The sequence below is a fragment of the Phenylobacterium sp. genome, assembly GCF_036264965.1.
Classification (GTDB): Bacteria; Pseudomonadota; Alphaproteobacteria; order Caulobacterales; family Caulobacteraceae; genus Phenylobacterium.
This window is the reverse complement of record NZ_DATAPY010000161.1, coordinates 1-19,236: the sequence shown is the minus strand read 5'-3', so window position 1 is coordinate 19,236 and position 19,236 is coordinate 1. Positions and strand designations below refer to the sequence as shown.

General features: G+C 68.8%; 14 protein-coding genes. 10 read left to right on the top strand and 4 right to left on the bottom strand.

Annotated features, from left to right (window positions below; translation table 11 throughout):
• Window positions 1-29: 29 nt before the first annotated feature.
• On the bottom strand, window positions 30-1,337 hold the full coding sequence (locus tag VHS75_RS21270) for an MFS transporter (protein WP_329640629.1): 1,308 nt from the start codon (window positions 1,335-1,337) through the stop codon (window positions 30-32).
• 176 nt (window positions 1,338-1,513) lie between these two features.
• Here VHS75_RS21270 and VHS75_RS21265 point away from each other — a divergent pair, with 176 nt between their 5' ends.
• The 5 genes from VHS75_RS21265 (at window position 1,514) to VHS75_RS21245 (ending at window position 8,590) form a co-directional block, all read left to right on the top strand.
• Window positions 1,514-2,104: a sigma-70 family RNA polymerase sigma factor gene (locus tag VHS75_RS21265; RefSeq protein ID WP_329640628.1), complete on the top strand. Its 591-nt coding sequence runs from the start codon at window positions 1,514-1,516 to the stop codon at window positions 2,102-2,104.
• A complete protein-coding gene (locus VHS75_RS21260; RefSeq protein WP_329640627.1) occupies window positions 2,034-3,032 on the top strand; it encodes a FecR family protein in 999 nt (332 codons plus the stop codon). The genes VHS75_RS21265 and VHS75_RS21260 overlap by 71 nt, the downstream gene beginning before the upstream one ends.
• 105 nt (window positions 3,033-3,137) lie before the next feature.
• Window positions 3,138-5,957: a TonB-dependent receptor gene (locus VHS75_RS21255; RefSeq protein ID WP_329640626.1), complete on the top strand. Its 2,820-nt coding sequence runs from the start codon at window positions 3,138-3,140 to the stop codon at window positions 5,955-5,957.
• Between the two features lie 21 nt (window positions 5,958-5,978).
• Window positions 5,979-8,108, top strand: a complete 2,130-nt coding sequence (locus VHS75_RS21250; protein ID WP_329640625.1) for an acylase — start codon at window positions 5,979-5,981, stop codon at window positions 8,106-8,108.
• Window positions 8,109-8,119: 11 nt separating this feature from the next.
• Window positions 8,120-8,590 carry a hypothetical protein gene (locus VHS75_RS21245; RefSeq protein WP_329640624.1) on the top strand — a complete coding sequence of 157 codons (471 nt, stop codon included), beginning with the start codon at window positions 8,120-8,122 and terminating at the stop codon, window positions 8,588-8,590.
• Between the two features lie 12 nt (window positions 8,591-8,602).
• On the opposite strand, the gene VHS75_RS21240 is transcribed toward VHS75_RS21245, so the two are convergent.
• Complete coding sequence (locus VHS75_RS21240; protein WP_329640623.1) at window positions 8,603-9,160, bottom strand: nitroreductase family protein; 558 nt, start codon at window positions 9,158-9,160, stop codon at window positions 8,603-8,605.
• A 142-nt stretch (window positions 9,161-9,302) separates the two neighbouring features.
• Between VHS75_RS21240 and VHS75_RS21235 the strand changes: the two genes are divergently transcribed.
• From VHS75_RS21235 to VHS75_RS21215, 5 genes are all read left to right on the top strand, one after another.
• Window positions 9,303-9,911 (top strand): TetR/AcrR family transcriptional regulator, encoded by a 609-nt coding sequence (locus VHS75_RS21235; RefSeq protein WP_329640622.1) that lies wholly within the window; start codon window positions 9,303-9,305, stop codon window positions 9,909-9,911.
• Between the two features lie 146 nt (window positions 9,912-10,057).
• The gene (locus VHS75_RS21230; protein ID WP_329640621.1) at window positions 10,058-11,200 is read left to right on the top strand and encodes an efflux RND transporter periplasmic adaptor subunit; all 1,143 of its coding nucleotides are present in this window, start codon (window positions 10,058-10,060) and stop codon (window positions 11,198-11,200) included.
• Window positions 11,201-11,288: 88 nt separating this feature from the next.
• Window positions 11,289-14,498, top strand: coding sequence for a multidrug efflux RND transporter permease subunit (locus tag VHS75_RS21225; protein WP_329640620.1), 3,210 nt, complete (start codon window positions 11,289-11,291; stop codon window positions 14,496-14,498).
• Between the two features lie 8 nt (window positions 14,499-14,506).
• Complete coding sequence (locus VHS75_RS21220) at window positions 14,507-15,979, top strand: efflux transporter outer membrane subunit (protein ID WP_329640619.1); 1,473 nt, start codon at window positions 14,507-14,509, stop codon at window positions 15,977-15,979.
• A complete protein-coding gene (locus tag VHS75_RS21215) occupies window positions 15,976-16,566 on the top strand; it encodes a nuclease (RefSeq protein ID WP_329640618.1) in 591 nt (196 codons plus the stop codon). Before VHS75_RS21220 ends, VHS75_RS21215 begins: the two co-directional genes overlap by 4 nt.
• Before the next feature lie 78 nt (window positions 16,567-16,644).
• On the opposite strand, the gene VHS75_RS21210 is transcribed toward VHS75_RS21215, so the two are convergent.
• Together VHS75_RS21210 and VHS75_RS21205 are read right to left on the bottom strand one after the other, a co-directional pair.
• Window positions 16,645-17,031 carry a hypothetical protein gene (locus VHS75_RS21210; protein ID WP_329640617.1) on the bottom strand — a complete coding sequence of 129 codons (387 nt, stop codon included), beginning with the start codon at window positions 17,029-17,031 and terminating at the stop codon, window positions 16,645-16,647.
• Between the two features lie 77 nt (window positions 17,032-17,108).
• Entirely contained in the window at window positions 17,109-19,040 is a 1,932-nt protein-coding gene (locus VHS75_RS21205; protein ID WP_329640616.1) for a HAMP domain-containing methyl-accepting chemotaxis protein, read from the bottom strand.
• Between the last annotated feature and the right edge of the window lie 196 nt (window positions 19,041-19,236).

Genomic DNA, 19,236 nt, shown 5'->3' with positions numbered 1-19,236 from the left:
TCCGCCGGTTAGCCGCCGGCGCGCCGGCGTCAGTCCTCCTGGATCCGGCTCCGGTCGCGGGTCTCCGGCATGCGCAGGTAGACGGCCAGCGAGACGCCGATCATCACTGTCACATAGATATAGAAGCCGCTCTCCAAGCCGCGGCTCTTGAACCACAACGCGACATATTCCGCCGTCCCGCCGAACAGGGCGTTGGCGATGGCGTAGGGCAGCGAGACGCCCAGCGCGCGGATATGGGCCGGGAACAGCTCGGCTTTGACCACCGCGTTGATCGCCGTGTAGCCGGTGACGATCAGCAGGCCACCCAGCACCAGCAGGAAGGCCAGGAAGCTGCTCGACACGGTCTCCAGCGATTTGAAGATCACCCAGGTGAGCGCGACGCCGCCAATCCCGAAGCCCACCAGCAGGGGCTTGCGCCCGACCCGGTCGGACAGCGCCCCGGCCACCGGCTGCGCCAGCATGTAGACCAGGAGCGCCGCGGTGGTGATCTCGGTGGCCGACTCGCGGCTGAAGCCGGAGGTGTTGACCAGGAACTTCTGCATGTAGGTCGAGTAGGCATAGAAGGCGAGCGTGCCGCCGGCGGTCATCGCCGCCACCGTCGCGGCCTCCCGCGGGTGTTCGCGCAGCAGCAGCCAGCCGCTGGACGCCGGCCCGCCTTTCTTCTGGGCGACCTTGAAACTGGCGGTCTCCGTCAGGCCGCGGCGCAGGTAGAAGACCGCGATCGCCAGCACCCCGCCGATGGCGAAGGGAATACGCCAGCCCCAGGCCTCCAGGTCCTTGACCGGCAGGACGCCCTGCAGGAGCAGCAGCACGCTGAGCGCGATCAGCTGGCCGCTGATCAGGGTGACGTACTGGAAGCTGGAATAGAACCCGCGGTGGCGGCGGCCCGCCATCTCGGAGAGGTAAGTCGCCGAGGCGCCGTATTCGCCGCCCACCGACAGCCCCTGCATCAGCCGCGCGACCACCAGCAGGGCCGGCGCGGCGACGCCGATGCGGCTGTAACCCGGCGTCACGGCGATCAACAGCGAGCCGGCGCACATCAGCGTCACCGAGACCACCAACCCGGCTTTACGGCCTCGCCGGTCGGCATAGACGCCCATGATCCAGGCGCCGATCGGGCGCATGATGAAGCCCACCGCGAACACCGCCGCCGCGCTCAGCAGCTGGGCCGTCGGGTCGTCGGACGGGAAGAAGACCGGCGCGAAATAGAGGGTGAAGGCCGAGTAGACGTACCAGTCGTACCACTCGACGAGGTTGCCGGCGGACCCGCCGATGATCGACCTCAGCCGCTGGCCGCGGCCGGGCGCGACGTCGCCGCGAACATCCCCAACGCTCAACTGCAAACCCGCGTCCCCCGCCTGTCGCCTACTCAAAAAACGATCAGCGGACAAAAATCCACCATCCGCCGCGGACCGTCACCGGATTGTCGTGCGGTTGCTGGACAAGCCGTTTGAACTGTGGATCGCTCGACGGCCAGAACAGGGGCCAGACCCCTGAACGGGGGGATCCGGCGATGGACGAGCTGGTCAGGCGTCTGGAATGGTTCAAGGCCGTGATCCTGCCGCAGGAAGGCGTGCTGAAAACACGGCTGCGCCGGCTGTGCCCGCCGGGCTTCGACGTCGAGAACCTGGTGGCCGAGAGCCTGGCGCGCGCCTACACGGCCACGGACATCGACCGCATCACCCATGGGCGCGGCTATCTGTTCGCGATCGCCCGGAACCTGCTGATCGACGCGGCGCGGCGCGACACAATCGTGTCGCTCGACTTCGTCGCCGACCTGGATAATTTGCGCGCCGCCGACAATACGACGGAAGCGGCGATCTCGGCGCGGGCCGAGCTGCGCTGGCTGCAGACGTTCGTCGACACCCTGCCGCCCCAGTGCCGGCGCGTGTTCCTGCTGCGGCGGGTGCACGACCTTTCTTTGGGCGAGATAGCGGCTGAGATGGCTCTGTCCGTTTCTACGGTGGAGAAGCATCTCGCCAAGGCGGTGATGCTTCTGGCCAGAGCCTTGGCCGAACGCGAGGAAAGCGGACTTGAGCGAACGACTCGCGACTCCGGAGGAACGGCAGGCGATCGACGCCGAGGCCTCGGCCTGCGTCGCTAGGCTGCAGGCCGAGCCGGGCGCCGCGGAGCGCCAGGCCGTCTACGACTGGATTGCCGCCGACCCACATCACGCCGTGGCCTTCGCCCGCGCCGAGGCGGCCTGGGAGATGTCGCAACGGCTGTGCGCCGACCCACCGGCGATCGGCGCGCTCCCCCGCGCCGGCGACGACGCGCTGGCGCTGCTGCTGTCGCGGCGCGGGTTGATGGGTGGATTGCTGGCCGCCTCGACCGCCGCCGTGGTGGCCACCGCGGCCTGGCGCTACGCGAAGGACGTCCAGCTCTACCGCACCCAGATCGGCGAGCGCCGCACCGTCGTCCTGAGCGATGGCTCGCGCGTGCAGCTGAACACCGGCTCGACCATCGAGGTGGCGATGACGGCCAAGGCGCGGAAGATCCGCCTGGTGCGCGGCGAGGCGCTGTTCGAAGTAGCCCACAACAAGGCCCGCCCCTTCCTGGTCGATGCCGGGACCGCCCAGCTCCGCGCGGTCGGCACGGCCTTCAATGTGCGGATCCGCGACGAGGTGGTCGAGCTGACCGTGACGGAGGGCGTCGTGGCGGTGACCTCGGGCGGACAGGCGATCCGCAGCTCCGGCGCCGCGCCGCACATCGCCGCCGGCGGCGGGGCGGTGATCCGGCCGGGCGCCGTGGCGCCGACCCAGCTCGACGAGGCCGAGATGCGCCAGCGCACCGCCTGGCGGGAGGGCGTCATCGAGTTGGACGGCGAGACGCTCGCCCAGGCCGTCGAGGAGTTCAACCGCTACCGCGGCGCGCCGATCATCCTGGGCGACGCGCGGCTCGCCAACATCCGGGTCGGCGGCCGCTTCGAGGTGGACGAGGCCGACAAGTTCCTGCTGGCGCTGGAGACCGGTTTCCCGATCCGCGCCATGCCCGCGTCGGACGGCAGCCTGCTGCTGGTCGCCAGGCCCTGATCCGCCCACCGACAAAATTTTCCACCGTAAGATAGCGGTTCGCGGAGCCCCCGCCCGTTCATCAGAACGACATATGTCGACTCTGGTGCAGGGGGCTTCCCAGACATGACGACCCACTTCCGGCGTGGCGCGTGGCGCCATCAGATGCTTTCCAGCGCCATCGCCATCGCTGCGGCGAGCGCCGCCCTTCCGGCCGCCGCCGCGGAGTCCACAGACTTCCACATCGCCGCCCAGCCGGTGCAGGGCGCCTTGAAGGCGCTGTCGGAACAGTCGGGCGAGCGCCTGCTCTATCCCTTCGACGAGGTCGCCGGCTTGCGCTCGCAGGCGGTGAGCGGACGCATGTCCACCCGCCAGGCGCTGGAGAAGATCATCGCCGGCACGCCGCTGAAGATCGCCATGATCCAGGACGGGGTGATCGCGCTCACCGGCCCGGCCCAGAGCGGCGGCCTGATCAAGACCAGCGCCGCCACCGGCGCCGCGCCCCTGTCGGTCGCCGCGGCCGCCACGCCCGCGGCCGCGACCGGCGACGCGACAGCCGCCGCCGCGCCCAAGGTCAGCGACGTGCAGGAACTGATCGTCACCGGCGTGCGCGGCGCGCCACGCACGGTGCTCGACAGCCCGACGCCGGTCGACGTCATCAGCAACAGCGAGCTTGAGAAGACCGGCCGCATCGGCGCCTTACAGGCGCTCTCGACCCTGGTGCCGTCGTTCAACCTGCCGGCGCGCGCCGGGGGCGGCACCGCGACCGTGATCGCCACCGGGGGCCTGCGCGGCCTCAATCCGGACCAGACGCTGATCCTGGTGAACGGCAAACGCCGTCACAAGACCGCGCTGATCAACGCCGTCTCCTCGCTCTACAACGGCTCGGTTCCCGCCGACCTGGACATGATCCCGACCTCGGCGATCGGCCGCATTGAGGTGCTGCGCGATGGCGCCGCGGCCCAGTACGGCTCCGACGCCATCGCCGGCGTCATCAACATCATCCTGAAGGACACCGAGGGCGGCTTCGTCTCCTCCAGCTATGGTGAGAACTTCGACCGCCACGACGGGCGCCTGATCCAGGTGCAGGGCGACTACGGGATGAAGTTCGGCCAGGACGGCTACCTGAACCTGTCGATCGCCACCAAGGAGCAGGACCTCTCCAACCGGGCGATCCCGGTGGACCCCTCGGTGCAGATCTATCCGAAGCTGGTGCCCTCGGGCCTGCCTGATCCGCGCGAGCTGACGGTCAACCGCCTGGTCACCCTCAACTACGGGGCCCTGCCGCAGGAGGGTGTGAACTTCGGCTGGAACGGACACTACGACCTGTCGGGCGGGGCGGAGGTCTATTCCTTCGGCACGCTCGGCCGCCGCCTCACCGACCTGCCCTTCACCTTCCGCGCGCCCAACAACGTCAACACCCTGCCGCAGATCTACCCCGAAGGCTTCCGGCCCGACCTGGTGATCCGCGAGATCGACTATGAGGCCGCCATCGGCATCCGCGGCGAGCGGAGCGGCTGGTCGTGGGACCTCTCGACCGATTTCGGCTCGAACCACGCCACCGAGAACACCTCGGACACCCTGAACGCCAGCCTCGGGCCGACGAGCCCCACCAGCTTCTACGTCGGCGCGCTGACCTCGACCGAGTGGGACACCTCGCTCGACCTGACCAAGGCCTACAAGCTCGCCAACGACGGTAACCTGCAGGTCTCGCTCGGCGCCCAGTACCGGCGCGAAACCTACCGGGTCGACCCCGGCGATCCCGCCAGCTACGCCGCCGGCCTCTATGTGATCCCGGCCGGCCAGCCGTTCGCCGGCCAACGTCCCGCCACCGAGGCCCAGGCGACGCCCGGCTTCCAGCCCGGCGACGCCTCGGACTCCCACCGCGGCAGCTACGCCGCCTATGGCGAGCTGGACTGGACCCCTATCAAGCGTTTGGACCTGGGGGTCGCGGCCCGCTACGAGGACTATGACGACGGCTCGGGCGACACCCTGGTGGGCAAGGGCAACGGCCGCTTCGAGCTGACCGACTGGCTGGCGATCCGCGGGGCGGTGTCCACCGGCTTCCGCGCCCCGGGCCTGGCCCAGGAGCACTACGCAGCCTCCTCCAGCCAGTTCCGCCTGGTGAACAATGTCCTGGACCTGCTGCTGATCAAGACCCTGCCTGTGGGCTCGCCTTCGGCGATCGCCCTCGGCGCCAAGCCGCTGCAGCCGGAGACCTCGACCAACTACAGCGTCGGCCTGACCTTCGACCCGGTGTCGTCGCTGGCCATCACGCTGGACGCCTACCGCATCGACATCGACAAGCGGATCGCCATCACCAGCACGCTCACCGGCACGGCGGTCAGCAACATCCTGATCGCCCATGGCCTGTCGGGCGACCTGTCGGCCCAGTACTACACCAACGCCATCAACACCGAGACCAACGGCGTCGACCTGGTGGCCACCTGGCGCCACGACCTCGGCGATTGGGGCGCGCTGCGCACCAGCCTCGGCTACAACTACAACAAGACCAAGATCACCGGCATCATCCCCAACCCGCCGGAACTGAGCGCGCTGGGCCCGACCTTCGTGCTCTTCGACCGGGCCAGCCAGAGCAATCTGACCACCGCCTTCCCGAAGGACAAGATCGCCCTGGAGGTGAACTGGACCTGGGGGAACTGGTCGGTGAACGCCCGCGACACGCGGTTCGGGACCTACACCATCCTGCAGGACAACCCGACCCAGGACCGCTCGTTCGGGGCCAAGTGGATCGCCGACCTGGAGGTGGCCTACAAGCTGCCGCACGACGTGACGCTGGCCGTGGGCGCCAACAACCTGTTCAACGTCTATCCGGACGCCAACGGCATCTTCAACGCGACGACGGGTTCGGGACAGTATCCCGGCACCTCGCCTATGGGGTTCACCGGCGGCTCCTACTACGGCCGCATCCAGTGGAATTTCTGATCCGGCCGGGAGCCAAGCGTAATGCGTAAACGGACCTTCCTCGGCGCCTCGCTGTTCTTAGGCCTCGGCGGCCTGCCCGCGGTCCTGGCCGGTGCGGCCGACGCCACGACCGCCAAGACCAAGGCCAAGACCGTCCACGGCCGCGGCGAGATCCTCTGGGACACTTATGGCGTGCCCCACGTCTACGGCAAGGACGAGGCCTCGGTGTTCCACGGCTTCGGCTACGCCCAGGCCCAGAACCACGGCGACATCGTCGTCCACCTGTACGGCGAGGCCCGCGGCCGCGCCGCGGAATACTGGGGGCCGCAGTTCGCGGCCTCCGACCGCTGGATGCTCTCCAACGACGTGCCGGCCCGCGCGCTCGCCTGGTACAAGGCCTCCACGCCTCAGTTCCGCAAGGACCTCGACGCCTTCGCCGAAGGGATCAACGCCTACAACGCCGCCAACCCGGGCAAGATCGATCCGAAGATCGCCGTGGTGCTGCCGGTCAGCGGCGTCGACGTCATGGCCCACGCGCACCGGCTGATGAACTTCATCTACGTCGCCCCCATGGAGCGGACCATGGGCGCCCCTGTGCCCGGGGCCGGCAACAACGGCTCCAACGCCTGGGCCGTGGCGCCGTCCCGCTCGGCCAGCGGGAACACCATGCTGCTGGCCAATCCGCACCTGCCCTGGCCGACCAGCTACTTCACCTATTTCGAGGCCGACCTGAACGGGCCAGGCATCAAGATGTACGGCGCGACCCAGGTGGGCCTGCCGGTGCTGCGCTTCTGCTTCAACGACCACATGGGCTTCACCAACACCGTCAACTCCATGCTGGGCGCCACCAACTACGAGCTGAAGCTCTCGGGCGGCGGCTATCTGTTCGACGGCAAGGTGCTGCCGTTCAAGACCCGGACCACCAGCTTCAAGATCAGACAGCCCGACGGCTCCCTGAAGACCGAGAGCCTGGAAATCCGCGAGTCGGTGCACGGCCCGGTCTTCACCCGCGCCGACGGAAAGACGCTGGCCCTGCGCGTCGCCGGCCTCGACCGGCCCGACGGCCTCAAGCAGTACTGGGACATGGGGATGTCGAAGTCCTTCGCGGAGTTCGAGGCGACCCTGAGGCGGCTGCAGGTGCCGACCTTCAACATCGTCTACGCCGACAAGGCCGGCCACATCCAGTACATGGACAATGGCATCCTGCCGAAGCATCCCAAGGGCGACCTGGCGTTCTGGCGCGGCGACGTGCCGGGCGACACCTCCGAGACGCTCTGGACCGAGGTCCACAGCTACGAGGACCTGCCTAAGGTCATCGATCCGCCCACCGGCTGGATCCAGAACACCAACGATCCGCCCTGGGTCGCCACCTATCCGCAGGTCATCCACTACGAGACCTATCCGCCCTACGTCGCGCCGCCCGGGCCGGAATCCCTGCGCTCGCAGCAGTCGGCGCACCTGCTCGCCGACTATAAGAAGCTGAGCTACGACGACTTCGTCGCCCACAAGCTGTCGACGCACACCCTGATGGCCGACCGCGTCCTGCCGGATCTGGTGGCGGCCGCGCAAGGGGACCCCGATCCGGAGGTCCAGGCGGCGGTGAACCTGCTCAAGGCCTGGGACCGCGAGACCGTCGCCGACAGCAAGGCCGCCCTGCTGTTCGAGACCTGGGCCAACCTCTTCTCGCCCAACAACTTCACCAGCCTCGCCAACTACAAGGTGAAGTGGCTGGCCGCCGATCCCATCGGCACGCCCAAGGGCGTCGCCGATCCGGCCAAGGCGGTGGCGATGCTGAAGGCCGCCATCGTCGAGATGAAGCAGAAGTACGGCGCCATCGACCGGCCGTTCGGCGAGGTCTCGCGCTTCGCCATCGACAAGGTCGACCTGCCCGGCAACGGCGGCTTCGGCAACACCGGCATCTTCCGCACCATCACCTGGGGTCCGCTCAAGGACGGCAAGCGCATCCCGGTGCACGGCGAGACCTGGGTGTCGCTGGTGGAGTTCTCCACGCCGATCAAGGCCAAGGGGCTGATGAGCTACGGCAACGCCAGCCAGCCGGGCTCGCCGCACCGCGCCGACCAGCTGAAACACCTGTCCGACAAGACCCTGCGCACGCTCTGGTTCACCCGCGCGCAGGTCGAACAACACCTCGAAGGCCGCACGGCCCTCTAAAGGAGATAAAGATGATCCGCCGCACCGCGCTTATCGGCCTCGCTGCCGCCTGCATCCTCGCCGCCGCCCCGGCCCTCGCCGCCAGCCCGCACGATGGCGACTGGACGGCCGTCGTCTCCAAGGCGCCGGGCAGCACCATCCCCGAGGGCTTCAAGCTGACCATCAACTTCAAGTTCGGCGACAACCACCTCGTCTATCATTCGGCGAACACCACCAACGCGGCCAAGCCCTACATCAGCGACCACGAGACGACGCTGGACGGCAAGGTGTCGCCGTTCCCGAACCAGGAGCGCTTCAACCAGGTGTCTGTGACGCAGACCGATCCGGATAACCTGCAGATCCTGAAGATGAAGGACGGCGACGTCATCGCCGGCGAGTTCTGGACCTTCAGCAAGGACGGCAAGACCGCCGTGCGCCGCGGCATCGGCAAGAACCCCGACGGCAAGTCCCACGCCTACCAGGAGCACTTCGTCCACAAGTAGGGCGCGGGCCGGTCAGTCGGACGGCTTCGGAAATCCGAGGCCGCACACGAAGGTCGCCCGGACGCGCCCGCCGCGGAAGAATTCGGACGAAACCGCCTGCGGATCGAAGTCGGTGAGCGGCGAGGCCTCCAGGCCGAGGGTCCGGGCGGCGACGATCAGATAGGCGCCCTGCAGCGTCCCGTTGCGGATCGCCGTCTGCCGCACGACCTCGGGGCGGTCGAAGCAGGACGGGGCGCCGGCGACGTGCGGCAGGAAATCGACCAGCTGTTCGGCGAAGTCGACGTCATAGCCGACGATGCCAAAAGCCGGCGTCTTAGCGCCCGCGCCCCGGCCGAGATAGGGCGCGAGCCGCGCCTTGGCCTCGCGGCTGGTCAGGAACAGCACCTGGGTCGGCGAGGCGTCGACCATGCTGGGCCCGACGCTCAGCAGCGCATGCAGCTGCTCCAGCGTATCGCGTGGGATCGGCGTCCCGGCCCACCTCGGCCGGGCCCGCGCGGCGTGAAGGATCTGTCCGAGTGGCGGCGTCTCGGCGCGACGCTGCGGCGGTTTTAGGTGTGAGAGAGTTCCCATAGCCATCCTCGCGCCCTGTGATCCGCTTCATCACCTACTTGTTCAGTAGGAATTACAACGCAGATTCTCTTGAGGACGTGATAGCCGCGCCGCGTCCCGGGGGCTGGACGAAGCACGTGCGTCTACTTACATATCGATCAGTATGGAAACGGAAATCCTCACAGCCCACCGCGGGCGGCCCCGCGAGTTCTGCGTCGACAACGCGCTGGCCGCGGCGCTGCGCGTGTTCTGGACCAAGGGCTATGAGGGCGCGTCCCTCACCGACCTGACCGAGGCCATGGGCATCACCCGGCCCAGCCTCTATGCCGCCTTCGGCAACAAGGAGTCGCTGTTCCGCAAGGCGCTGGACCTCTACGAGCGCGACAAGCTGGCCTATGTGGGCGCCGCGCTCGAGGCGCCCACTGCGCGCGGCGTCGCCGAACGGATGCTGGGGGGCGCGCTCGACCTCCAGCTCGGCTCCGACCCCAAGGGGTGCCTGGGGGTCATCAGCTCCGGACCCTGCGGATCCGAAGCCCAGTCCATCAAGGCCGAAGTGACGGCGCGCCAGGCGTCTTCGCACGCCGCCCTGCTGCGGCGCTTCGAACAGGCGAAGGCCGACGGCGATTTCCCCGAACATATCGATCCGGAGGGCCTGGTCCGCTATCTCACCGCGGTAGGCCAGGGCCTGTGCATCCAGGCTGGGAGCGGGGTGGCTCCGGAAGAGCTGCGTCGGATCGTCGACACCACCCTGGAGCTTTGGCCCGGCCGTTAAGGGTCTCCATCAGGGCCTGGAGTTTTTCTGTACCGAAAGGTATGGAACGTCCTTGACGCACTGCAACACGACCCCATATTCCATACTGAACGGTATGAATATTGGGGCCGCCGGACCACGGACGCCCCTTCGTTGTGGAGCGTCCCATGTCCCATCTCCTCTCCAAGAGCGCGGTCTCCCTGGCCGCCCTGATCCTCGCAGGCTGCGGCGCGGCGGCCCAGACCGCAGCGCCCGTGCAGCCGCCGCCCACCGTCAATGTCGCGGCTGTGGCGTTCCGGACCTTGCCGCAATGGGATGACTTCACGGGCCGGCTGGAAGCCGTCGACAGCGTTGCGCTCCGGCCCCGCGTGGCCGGCGAGATCACCGCTGTGGCCTTCGACGACGGCGCCCGGGTGCACAAGGGCCAACTGCTCTTCCAGATCGATCCGCGCCCGTTCGTGGCTGAGGTCGACCGGCTGGACGCCGAGACCGAGCGCGCCCGCGCCAAGGCCCAGCTGGCCGCCGCCGACGCCGACCGCGGCCAGCGCCTGCTCGACCAATCGGCGATCGCCAAGGAGGAGGCCGAGCGCCTGACCTCCGACGCGCGCTCCGCCAAGGCCGACCTCGGCGCCGCCGAGGCGGCCCTTCGCACCGCCCAGCTGAACCTCAGCTTCACCCGCGTGGTGTCGCCGATCGAGGGCCGGGTCTCCAAGGCGGTGATCACCCGCGGCAACCTGGTGACGCCTACGGACCTCCTGACCACCGTGGTCTCCGACGGGCCGATCTATGCGTCGTTCAACACCGACGAGCAGACCTATCTGAAGTACGCCAAGGCCCAGCGCGCTGGCGGCGGTCCGGTCTACATGGGCCTGATGACCGAGCCGGGCTTCCCGCACCAGGGCAAGCTGCACTTCCTCGACAACGCGGTGGACACCCACTCCGGCACGATCAGCGGCCGGGCGGTGTTCGACAACGCCGACGGCGCCTTCACCCCGGGCCTCTTCGCCCGGGTGCGGCTGGTCAGCCACGACGCGCAATCGGTGGCGCTGGCGCCTGAGCAGGCGCTGGGGACCGACCTCGGCAAGCGCTACGTTCTGGTCCTGGGCGCAGGCAATCACGTCCAGTACCGCCCGGTGACGCTCGGCCGCGCGGTCGGCGAATACCGCGTGATCCTGGCCGGCCTGCAGCCGGGCGAGAAGATCGTCACCAGCGGCCTGCAGAAGGTGAAGCCCGGCGATGTGGTCAACCCGCAGCTGATCGCCACGCCGATGAACACCGCCGAACTCGCCGCCCTGCAACCGACCGGCTGATCGACCGAACCTAAGCCGCACCTCCAGACCGGACGCGCCTTAAGCGGCGCGTCCGGAGCCTTCAACTCACCCTGATCGGCGCCCTGCCATGACCTTCTCCGACTTCTTCGTCAGCCGCCCGCGCTTCGCCGTGGTGCTCTCGATCATCATCTTCGTGGCCGGCCTGATCGCCCTGCCGATCCTGCCGATCGGCGAGTACCCCGAGGTGGTGCCGCCGACCGTCGTGGTGCGCACGGCCTTCGCCGGCGCCGACACCAGCGTCATCGCCGACACGGTCGCCGCGCCCCTGGAGCAGTCGATCAACGGCGTCGAGGGGATGCTCTACCAGTCGTCCCAGTCGACCCCCGACGGCGCCATGGCGCTGACGGTGACCTTCGCGCTCGGCACCGACCCGGACAAGGACCAGGTGCTGGTGCAGAACCGCGTCGCCCAGGTGCTCTCCAAGCTGCCGCAGGAAGTCCAGCGGATCGGCGTCACCACCACCAAGGCCTCCCCGACCCTGGTCGAGGTGGTGAACCTCACCTCCGACGACGCCCGCTACGACACCAGCTACCTGGCAAGCTACGCCCAGCTGCACATCAAGGACCCGCTGACCCGCGGCTATGGCGTGGGCGACGTGCAGATGTTCGGCCAGGGGCCCTACTCCATGCGCATCTGGCTGGACCCGGAAAAGCTCGCCTCGCGCAGCATGACCCCCGGCGACGTGGTCGCCGCGCTGCGCGAACAGAACGTCCAGGTCGCCGCCGGCCAGGTGGGCGCGCCGCCGGCGCCCGGCCAGGCCGATTTCCAGATCTCGGTGAACACCCAGGGCCGCCTCGAGACAGAACAGCAGTTCGGCGACATCATCATCCGCGCCGGGCCCAACGGCGAGATCAGCCACCTGCGCGACGTGGCCCGCATCGAGCTCGGCTCCGACAGCTACGCCCTGCGCGCCCTGCTCGACAACAAGCCGGCCATCGCCCTGCCGGTCTTCCAGCGTCCCGGCACCAACGCGCTGAAGATGGCCGACGACGTCAAGAAGACGATGGACAGCGTGGCCAAGGATTTCCCGCAGGGGATCCACTATCACATCGTCTACGACACCACCGGCTTCGTGCACGAGTCCATCAACGCGGTGGTGCACACCCTCTTCGAGGCCCTGATCCTCGTCGTGCTGGTGGTGATCCTCTTCCTGCAGAAGTGGCGCGCCTCGATCATCCCGCTGGCGGCCGTGCCGGTCAGCCTGGTGGGGACCCTGGCGGTCCTGCTAGCCCTGGGCTTCGGCCTCAATGCGCTGACCCTGTTCGGCCTGGTGCTGGCCATCGGCATCGTGGTCGACGACGCCATCGTGGTCGTCGAGAACGTCGAGCGGAACATCGCGCTCGGCCTCTCGCCCGTCGACGCCACCCGCAAGGCGATGCGCGAGGTCACCGGGCCGATCGTGTCGACGGCGCTGGTGCTGTGCGCGGTCTTCATCCCCACCGCCTTCATCACCGGCCTGACCGGTCAGTTCTACCGGCAGTTCGCGCTGACCATCGCCATCTCCACCGTGATCTCGGCGTTCAATTCCCTGACGCTGTCGCCGGCGCTCGCCGCAGTGCTGCTGCGCGCCCACAATGCGCCGAAGGACCGCTTCGAGCAGTTGATCGACCGCTCGTTCGCCTGGCTCTTCAAGCCCTTCAACCGCGCCTTCTCGGCCATGTCGCACTCCTACGTCGGCGGCGTCAGCCGGATGGTGGGGCGCAGCTCCATCGCCTTGGTGCTCTACGGCCTGCTGATCGGCCTGACGGTCTTCTCCTTCGCCAAGACCCCCGGCGGCTTCGTGCCGCAGCAGGACAAGCTCTACCTGGTGGGCATCGCCCAGCTGCCCGACGCGGCGTCCATCGACCGCACCGACGCGGTGATCCGCAAGATGAGCGCCATCGCGCTGAAGACGCCGGGCATCACCCACGCCGTGGGCTTCCCCGGCCTGTCGGTGAACGGCCTGGTCAACAGCCCGAACTCCGGCGCCCTCTTCATGCCGATGGAGGGCTTCGACAAGCGCAAGGGCAAAGGCCAATCCGTCGAGGCGCTCGCCGCGGAGCTGAACCAGAAGTTCGCCGCCATTCCCGACGCCACCATCGCCGTCTTCCCGCCGCCGCCCATCCAGGGCCTCGGCACCATCGGCGGCTTCCGGATGCAGATCGAGGACCGCGCGGGCCTCGGCTCCGACGCCCTCTATCAGGCGACGCAGCGGATCGTGGCGGCCGCGTCGAAGGACCCGGCGCTGGCCGGGGTCTTCTCCGGCTACCAGATCGGCGTGCCGAAGATCCGCGCCGACGTGGACCGCGAGAAGGCCCGCGCCCAGGGGGTCTCCCTGACCGACCTCTTCGAGACCATGCAGGTCTATCTGGGCTCGCTCTACGTCAACGACTTCAACCGCTTCGGCCGCACCTATCCGGTGACCGTCCAGGCGGACCAGCGCTTCCGGCTGCAGCCCGAGGACCTGCTGCGCCTGCAGACCCGCAACGGCGCGGGCCAGATGATCCCGCTGGGCGCCTTCGTCACCACCCATGAGACCACCGGGCCGGAACGCACCGCGCACTACAACGGCCTGCTCACCGCCGAGGTCAACGGCGGCCCCTCGCCCGGCCACTCGACCGGCGAGGCGCAGAAGGCGCTGGAGACCATCGCAGCGCGAGAACTGCCGGCCGGCATGGGCTTCGAATGGACCGAGCTGACCTACCAGCAGATCCTGGCGGGCAACACCGCGGTCCTGGTCTTCCCGATCTGCGTGCTGCTGGCCTTCCTGGTGCTGGTCGCGCAGTACGAGAGCTGGAGCCTGCCGCTGGTGGTCATCCTGATCGTGCCGATGTGCCTGCTCTGCGCGCTCACCGGCGTCTGGCTGACCCATGGCGACAACAACGTCTTCACCCAGATCGGGCTGATCGTGCTGGTGGGGCTGGCGTGCAAGAACGCCATCCTGATCGTCGAGTTCGCCCGCGAACGGGAGCATGAGGGCGAGAGCCTGATGCAGGCGATCCTCGACGCCTGCCGCCTGCGCCTGCGTCCGATCCTGATGACCTCGCTAGCCTTCATCATGGGGGTCTTCCCCCTGGCCGTGGCGACGGGCGCCGGCTCGGAGATGCGCCGCGCCATGGGAGTGGCGGTGTTCTCCGGGATGCTGGGCGTGACGCTGTTCGGCCTGGTCTTCACTCCGGTCTTCTATTGGACCATCCGCCGGCTGACCGGGGCGCACGGCGACTTCGGCAAGGCTCGCCGCCGCGCGGCGGCCGCGCAGGCTGAAGCCATTCCTGCCGCATCGACATCGAAAGTCTGAGTCGAGCCATGAACATCCTACGAACCCTCACCCTGTCGGCGTCGGCCCTAATCCTGGCCGCCTGCGCCGTCGGTCCGCACTATCATCCGACCACCCCGGCGCCGGTGGCGCTGACCACCCTCGACCCACACCTCACCGCCGCCGCGCAGCCCCCGCCGGCCGGCTGGTGGCGGGCGTTCGGCGACCCGGAGCTGGACAGCCTGGTCGACCGGGCGCTCGCCTCCAATCTCGACGTCCGCATCGCGGTCGACCGGGTGAAGGAAGCCCGCGCCCTGTTCCGCGACGCCGAGCTGGACTACCTCCCGCGCGTCACCACCGACGCGACCTACACCCGCAGCAAGGAACAGGCGCCGGGCTTCTCCAAAAGCCGTGTCGACATCAAACAGGCCGACATCGGCTTCGACGCCGCCTGGGAGATCGACCTCTTCGGCCGGGTCCGGCACCAGGTGGAATCCGCCCGCGCCGACGCCCAGGCCGCCCGCGCGGACTTAAGCTTCGCCCAGGTCACCGTCGCCGCCGAGGTGGCGCGGAACTATCTGGAGCTGCGCGGCGCCCAGACCCGCCGCGCCGTGGCCGAAGAGAATGCCCGCACCCAGCGCGACACCCTGCGCCTGACCGAGGTGCGCTATCAGGTCGGCCCCGGCGACCCAGTGGACGTGGAAAGCGCCCGGGCCCGCCTCAACGCCACCGAGGCGCAGATCCCGGCGCTACGCACCGCCGAGGCTCAGGCCGCCCATCGCCTGGCCGTGCTGATCGGCCAGCGCCCCGGCGTCCTGGACGCCGAACTCGCCGCGCCCGCGACCCCGGCCACCCAGACAGCCGGCCCGACCGCCATCCCGATCGGCGACGCCACCGACTTCCTGCGCCGGCGCCCCGACGTGCAGGCGGCCGAGCGGCGGCTGGCGGCGGAGACCGCGCGCACGGGCGTCGCCACCGCCGACCTCTTCCCGCGGGTCAGCGTCACCGGCTTCGTGGGCTTCCTCTCCGGCGACGTCTCCAGCCTGTTCAAGGGCGGTAGCCGCGCCTGGGCGGTCAGCCCGACGCTCACCTGGCCCGGCCTCGACATCGGCGGCGCCCACGCCCGCCTGCGGGCGCAACAGGCCCGCGGCGACGAGAGCCTGGCGCAATACGACCAGACCGTCCTGCGCGCCGTCGAGGACCTGCAAAACGCCCTGGTCTCCTATCGCGAACGCCAGGTGCAGGTGGTCAGCCTCAGCCAGCAGGTGGAGGCCTCGCGCCGCGCCGCCGACCTCGCCCACATCCGCTACCAGGAGGGCCACATCGACTTCCTGCGGGTGCTGGACGCCGAGCGCACCCGACTTGGCGCCGAGGACGATCTCGCCCAGGCCCAGACCGAGGCCAACGTCGACGTGGTGTCGATCTACAAGGCGCTCGGCGGCGACGTCACCCGGGTCGCGCAAGGCGTGGCGACCCAACCCTCGGCCAACAAGGCGCCGGGAGCTGCGGAGGCCGGATCGTGACCGCCCGCCGCCGCGCTGCGCAACCGACCCCATCGGCCTCGGAGCCCTCCTCCGCTCCGACGCCGTTCCGGCGCTCCGCCTCCCCCAGCCCGGAGCGCCGGGAACCTCTTGCCGTCCGCCTCTGGCTGGCGGCGGCCGCGGTGGTGATGCTGCTGTCGGCCTGTTCGCCCCACCACCGGCAACTGTTCGCCGACGCGCCCAGCCGTCCACTGCCGCAGGTGCTGGTGGTGGAGTCCGACGCCCTGGTGGTCGACGGCCGCCACGTGCGCCTGGCCAACGCCGCCGGTCCCCAGGCCGTACCGCACGCCGCCTGTTGGGCGGAGGCGGTGGCGGCGCATGAGGCGCGGGAGTCCGTCCGCGCCCTTGTCACCGGAGCGCAGGACGTCACCGTGACGCCCACTGGCGGCGTCGACGAGTACAATCGCGCCTGGGCGCACGTCAGCGTCGACGGCCTGGACCTCGGCCTGACCCTGCTGCAACGCGGCCTGGCCGCGCCGCGCAACGGTCACCCCTTCGACTGGTGCGCCCCGCTCAGCACCAGCATCAACCAGGGCCCGTCGATCAGCGCGCTCGCGACGCTGAACTGAGGCCGCAGGGAGGCCGCTTCTCTTGACGCCGTAACACCCTCAGTGCGGCCAAGTCTCGCCTGGGACGAACGGCGGCTGTCAGTCGCCTCTTCGGCGCCGAGGTCTGCGGCGGCCGAAATCGCCGTCGATCACCACCGCGCCTTCCGGCAGCGCCGAGGCCGTGCCGACGATCAGCCGCTCGAGATCGCCCGCCATGCGGTCCTGGAGTCCGGTCTCGGCGCGGAGCCTCGATCTGGTCTCGCTGACGATTGCATGGACCGCCGCCGAGTTGCGGCGACCTTCCCGGGAAAGGGCCTTCAAGGCCTCGTCCAGGGCCGTGTCGATGGCGTGATGGGTCTGCGGCGATGTCGCGGTCAAGCCTTGCAGCAAGGCCTCGCTGATCGCCACGGTGCTGCGCAGATCGACTTCGAGAGCCGCCAGACGCAGCTGCAGGGCGTCGGCCGCCGAGGGATGTGGATTGCTCATGGACAGGTCTCACACGTTGGGGATGAAGCCGATGATCAGTTCGCGGGCGGATCGGTGATGGGCGGCTTGGCCCATCGTCAGAACTCCGCCCAGTCGTCGTCGACAGCCGCGGCGCCGACGCCGGCGGCGACCCTGCGGGCCATCGCCCGCGCCGGCGACGGCGCGGCGCGGTCGCCGGCCCCCGCGGGCCGCGGCGCGGACCGGCTCACCGCCTTGCCCGCGGCGACCTTGAAGCGGGCGATCAGCGCCGACAGCTCGCTGGTCTCGCTCTTCAGCGCGTGGGTGGCGGCGGTCTGCTCCTCGACCATCGCGGCGTTCTGCTGCACCACCTGGTCCATCTGGTTGACCGCTGTGTTGACCTGCTGAAGCCCCGTGGCCTGCTCCTGGGCCGAGGCGGCGATATCCAGGACCAGGGTGTCGATCCTGGCCACCTGGGTGACGATCGACTGCAGCGCCCGGCCCGTGTCGCCCACCAGCGCGACGCCCTGCCCGACCTGCTGCGACGAGGACGAGATCAGGGTCTTGATCTCCTTGGCCGCTTCCGCGGAACGCTGGGCCAGCGCCCGCACCTCGGAGGCGACGACCGCAAAACCCTTTCCGGCGTCGCCGGCGCGCGCCGCCTCGACGCCCGCGTTCAGGGCCAGCAGGTTGGTCTGGAAGGCGATCTCGTCGATCACCCCGATGATCTGGCTGATCTGGCCGGAGGACTGTTCGATCTCGCCCATGGCCTGGACCGCCTGGGCCACGATCACGCCGGAGTGCTCGGCCTCGGCCTTGGCGGCGGTGACGACCTCGCTCGCATCCTTGGCGCCCGAGGCGGTCTTGCGCACCGTGGCGGTGATCTCGTCCAGGGCCGCGGCGGTCTCTTCGAGGCTGGCCGCCTGTTGCTCGGTGCGGCGCGACAGGTCGTCGGACGCCTGGCTAATCTCCTGGGCGCCCGCTCGGATGCCGCCGGTGTTGGCCGAGACGACCCGCATCGTCTCTTCCAGCTTCTCCATGGCGTCGTTGAAATCGCTGCGGAGCTTCTCGTACTCGGCAGCGAAGGCGGTGTTCAGGCGGAACATCAGATCGCCATCCGACAGCTTCGAGAGGCCGGTGGCGAGGGACTCGACCACCATCGCCTGCTGCTTGGCCGCCGCTTCGCGCTCCGCCTCGTTGCGGGCGCGCTCCTCTTCGGTCCTACGGCGCTGATCGGCCGCCTCGGCCTCCAGCCGCTGCTTCTCGATCGCCGCGTCCTTGAACACCTGCACGGTCTTGGCCATCGCGCCGACTTCGTCGCGCCGATCTTCGCCGGTGACAGCAACGCCGAGGTCGCCCCTGGCCAGGCTTTGCATGGTGTCGTTCAGGCCTTGCAAGGGGCGGGCGACCCAGGCGCGGATGGCGAAGAAAGCGCCGCCCACGACCAGGACGAGGCCGCCCAGGATCACGCCGTAGGTCGTCATGATCGCCCGACGGGTGGTCGCTGTCAGTTCGTCGCTGGCCTTGCTCGCGGCCTTGGTCATGGCGTCGACCTTGGCCGCGATAGCGGCCGCCTGCGGCGCGAATTTGGGTGCGCACTGCTGTTCATATGTTGGCAGGGTTTTCAGCACGTCCGCGGGCGATGTCGCCGCCTTGCCCAGTCGGATCGACGCCGCACAATCATTGTCGATGACCGCCAGACTCTGCGCCTTCAGCGCCTCGATGTCCGCGGCCTCGGACGGAGCGGCCTTCGCGGCCTGATCCATGAAGTCGACAATACTCGTTCGCGACGCGGCGATCTCGGCTTCCGCCTTGCGATTTGTCTCGTCGCTGGTGGCGATCATCAGATCACCGATGCTCGCGCGGGCGGCCTCTGTCGCCCGATTACCGCGCGCCAGGAGAGGCGTTGCCGCGTCAGTGTCGATGATGCTGCTGTAGGCCGCGTCGATCTTCTTGAGCTCGTTTGTGGCGTAGAACGCCACCCCGAGCACGAAGACGCCGAAAAGGGCGAGCACCGTCAGGAATTTTCCAATGATCGGAAGGTTCTTCATGTCACACTCCAGGGATCATAACGAGTTATTTCAGTTTGATCCCCGCCAACGCAGCCTAAGGTAAGCTTAAGAAGAGATTTGCTCGTTGCCTTATGCTTCCATGCGGATTAACAGATCATAAGTTCTGGAATCTTCTGTTTCAGCAATAAGTATAGTCGTACGCATGGTTACTATATCCATCGGACTACGTCTTAGG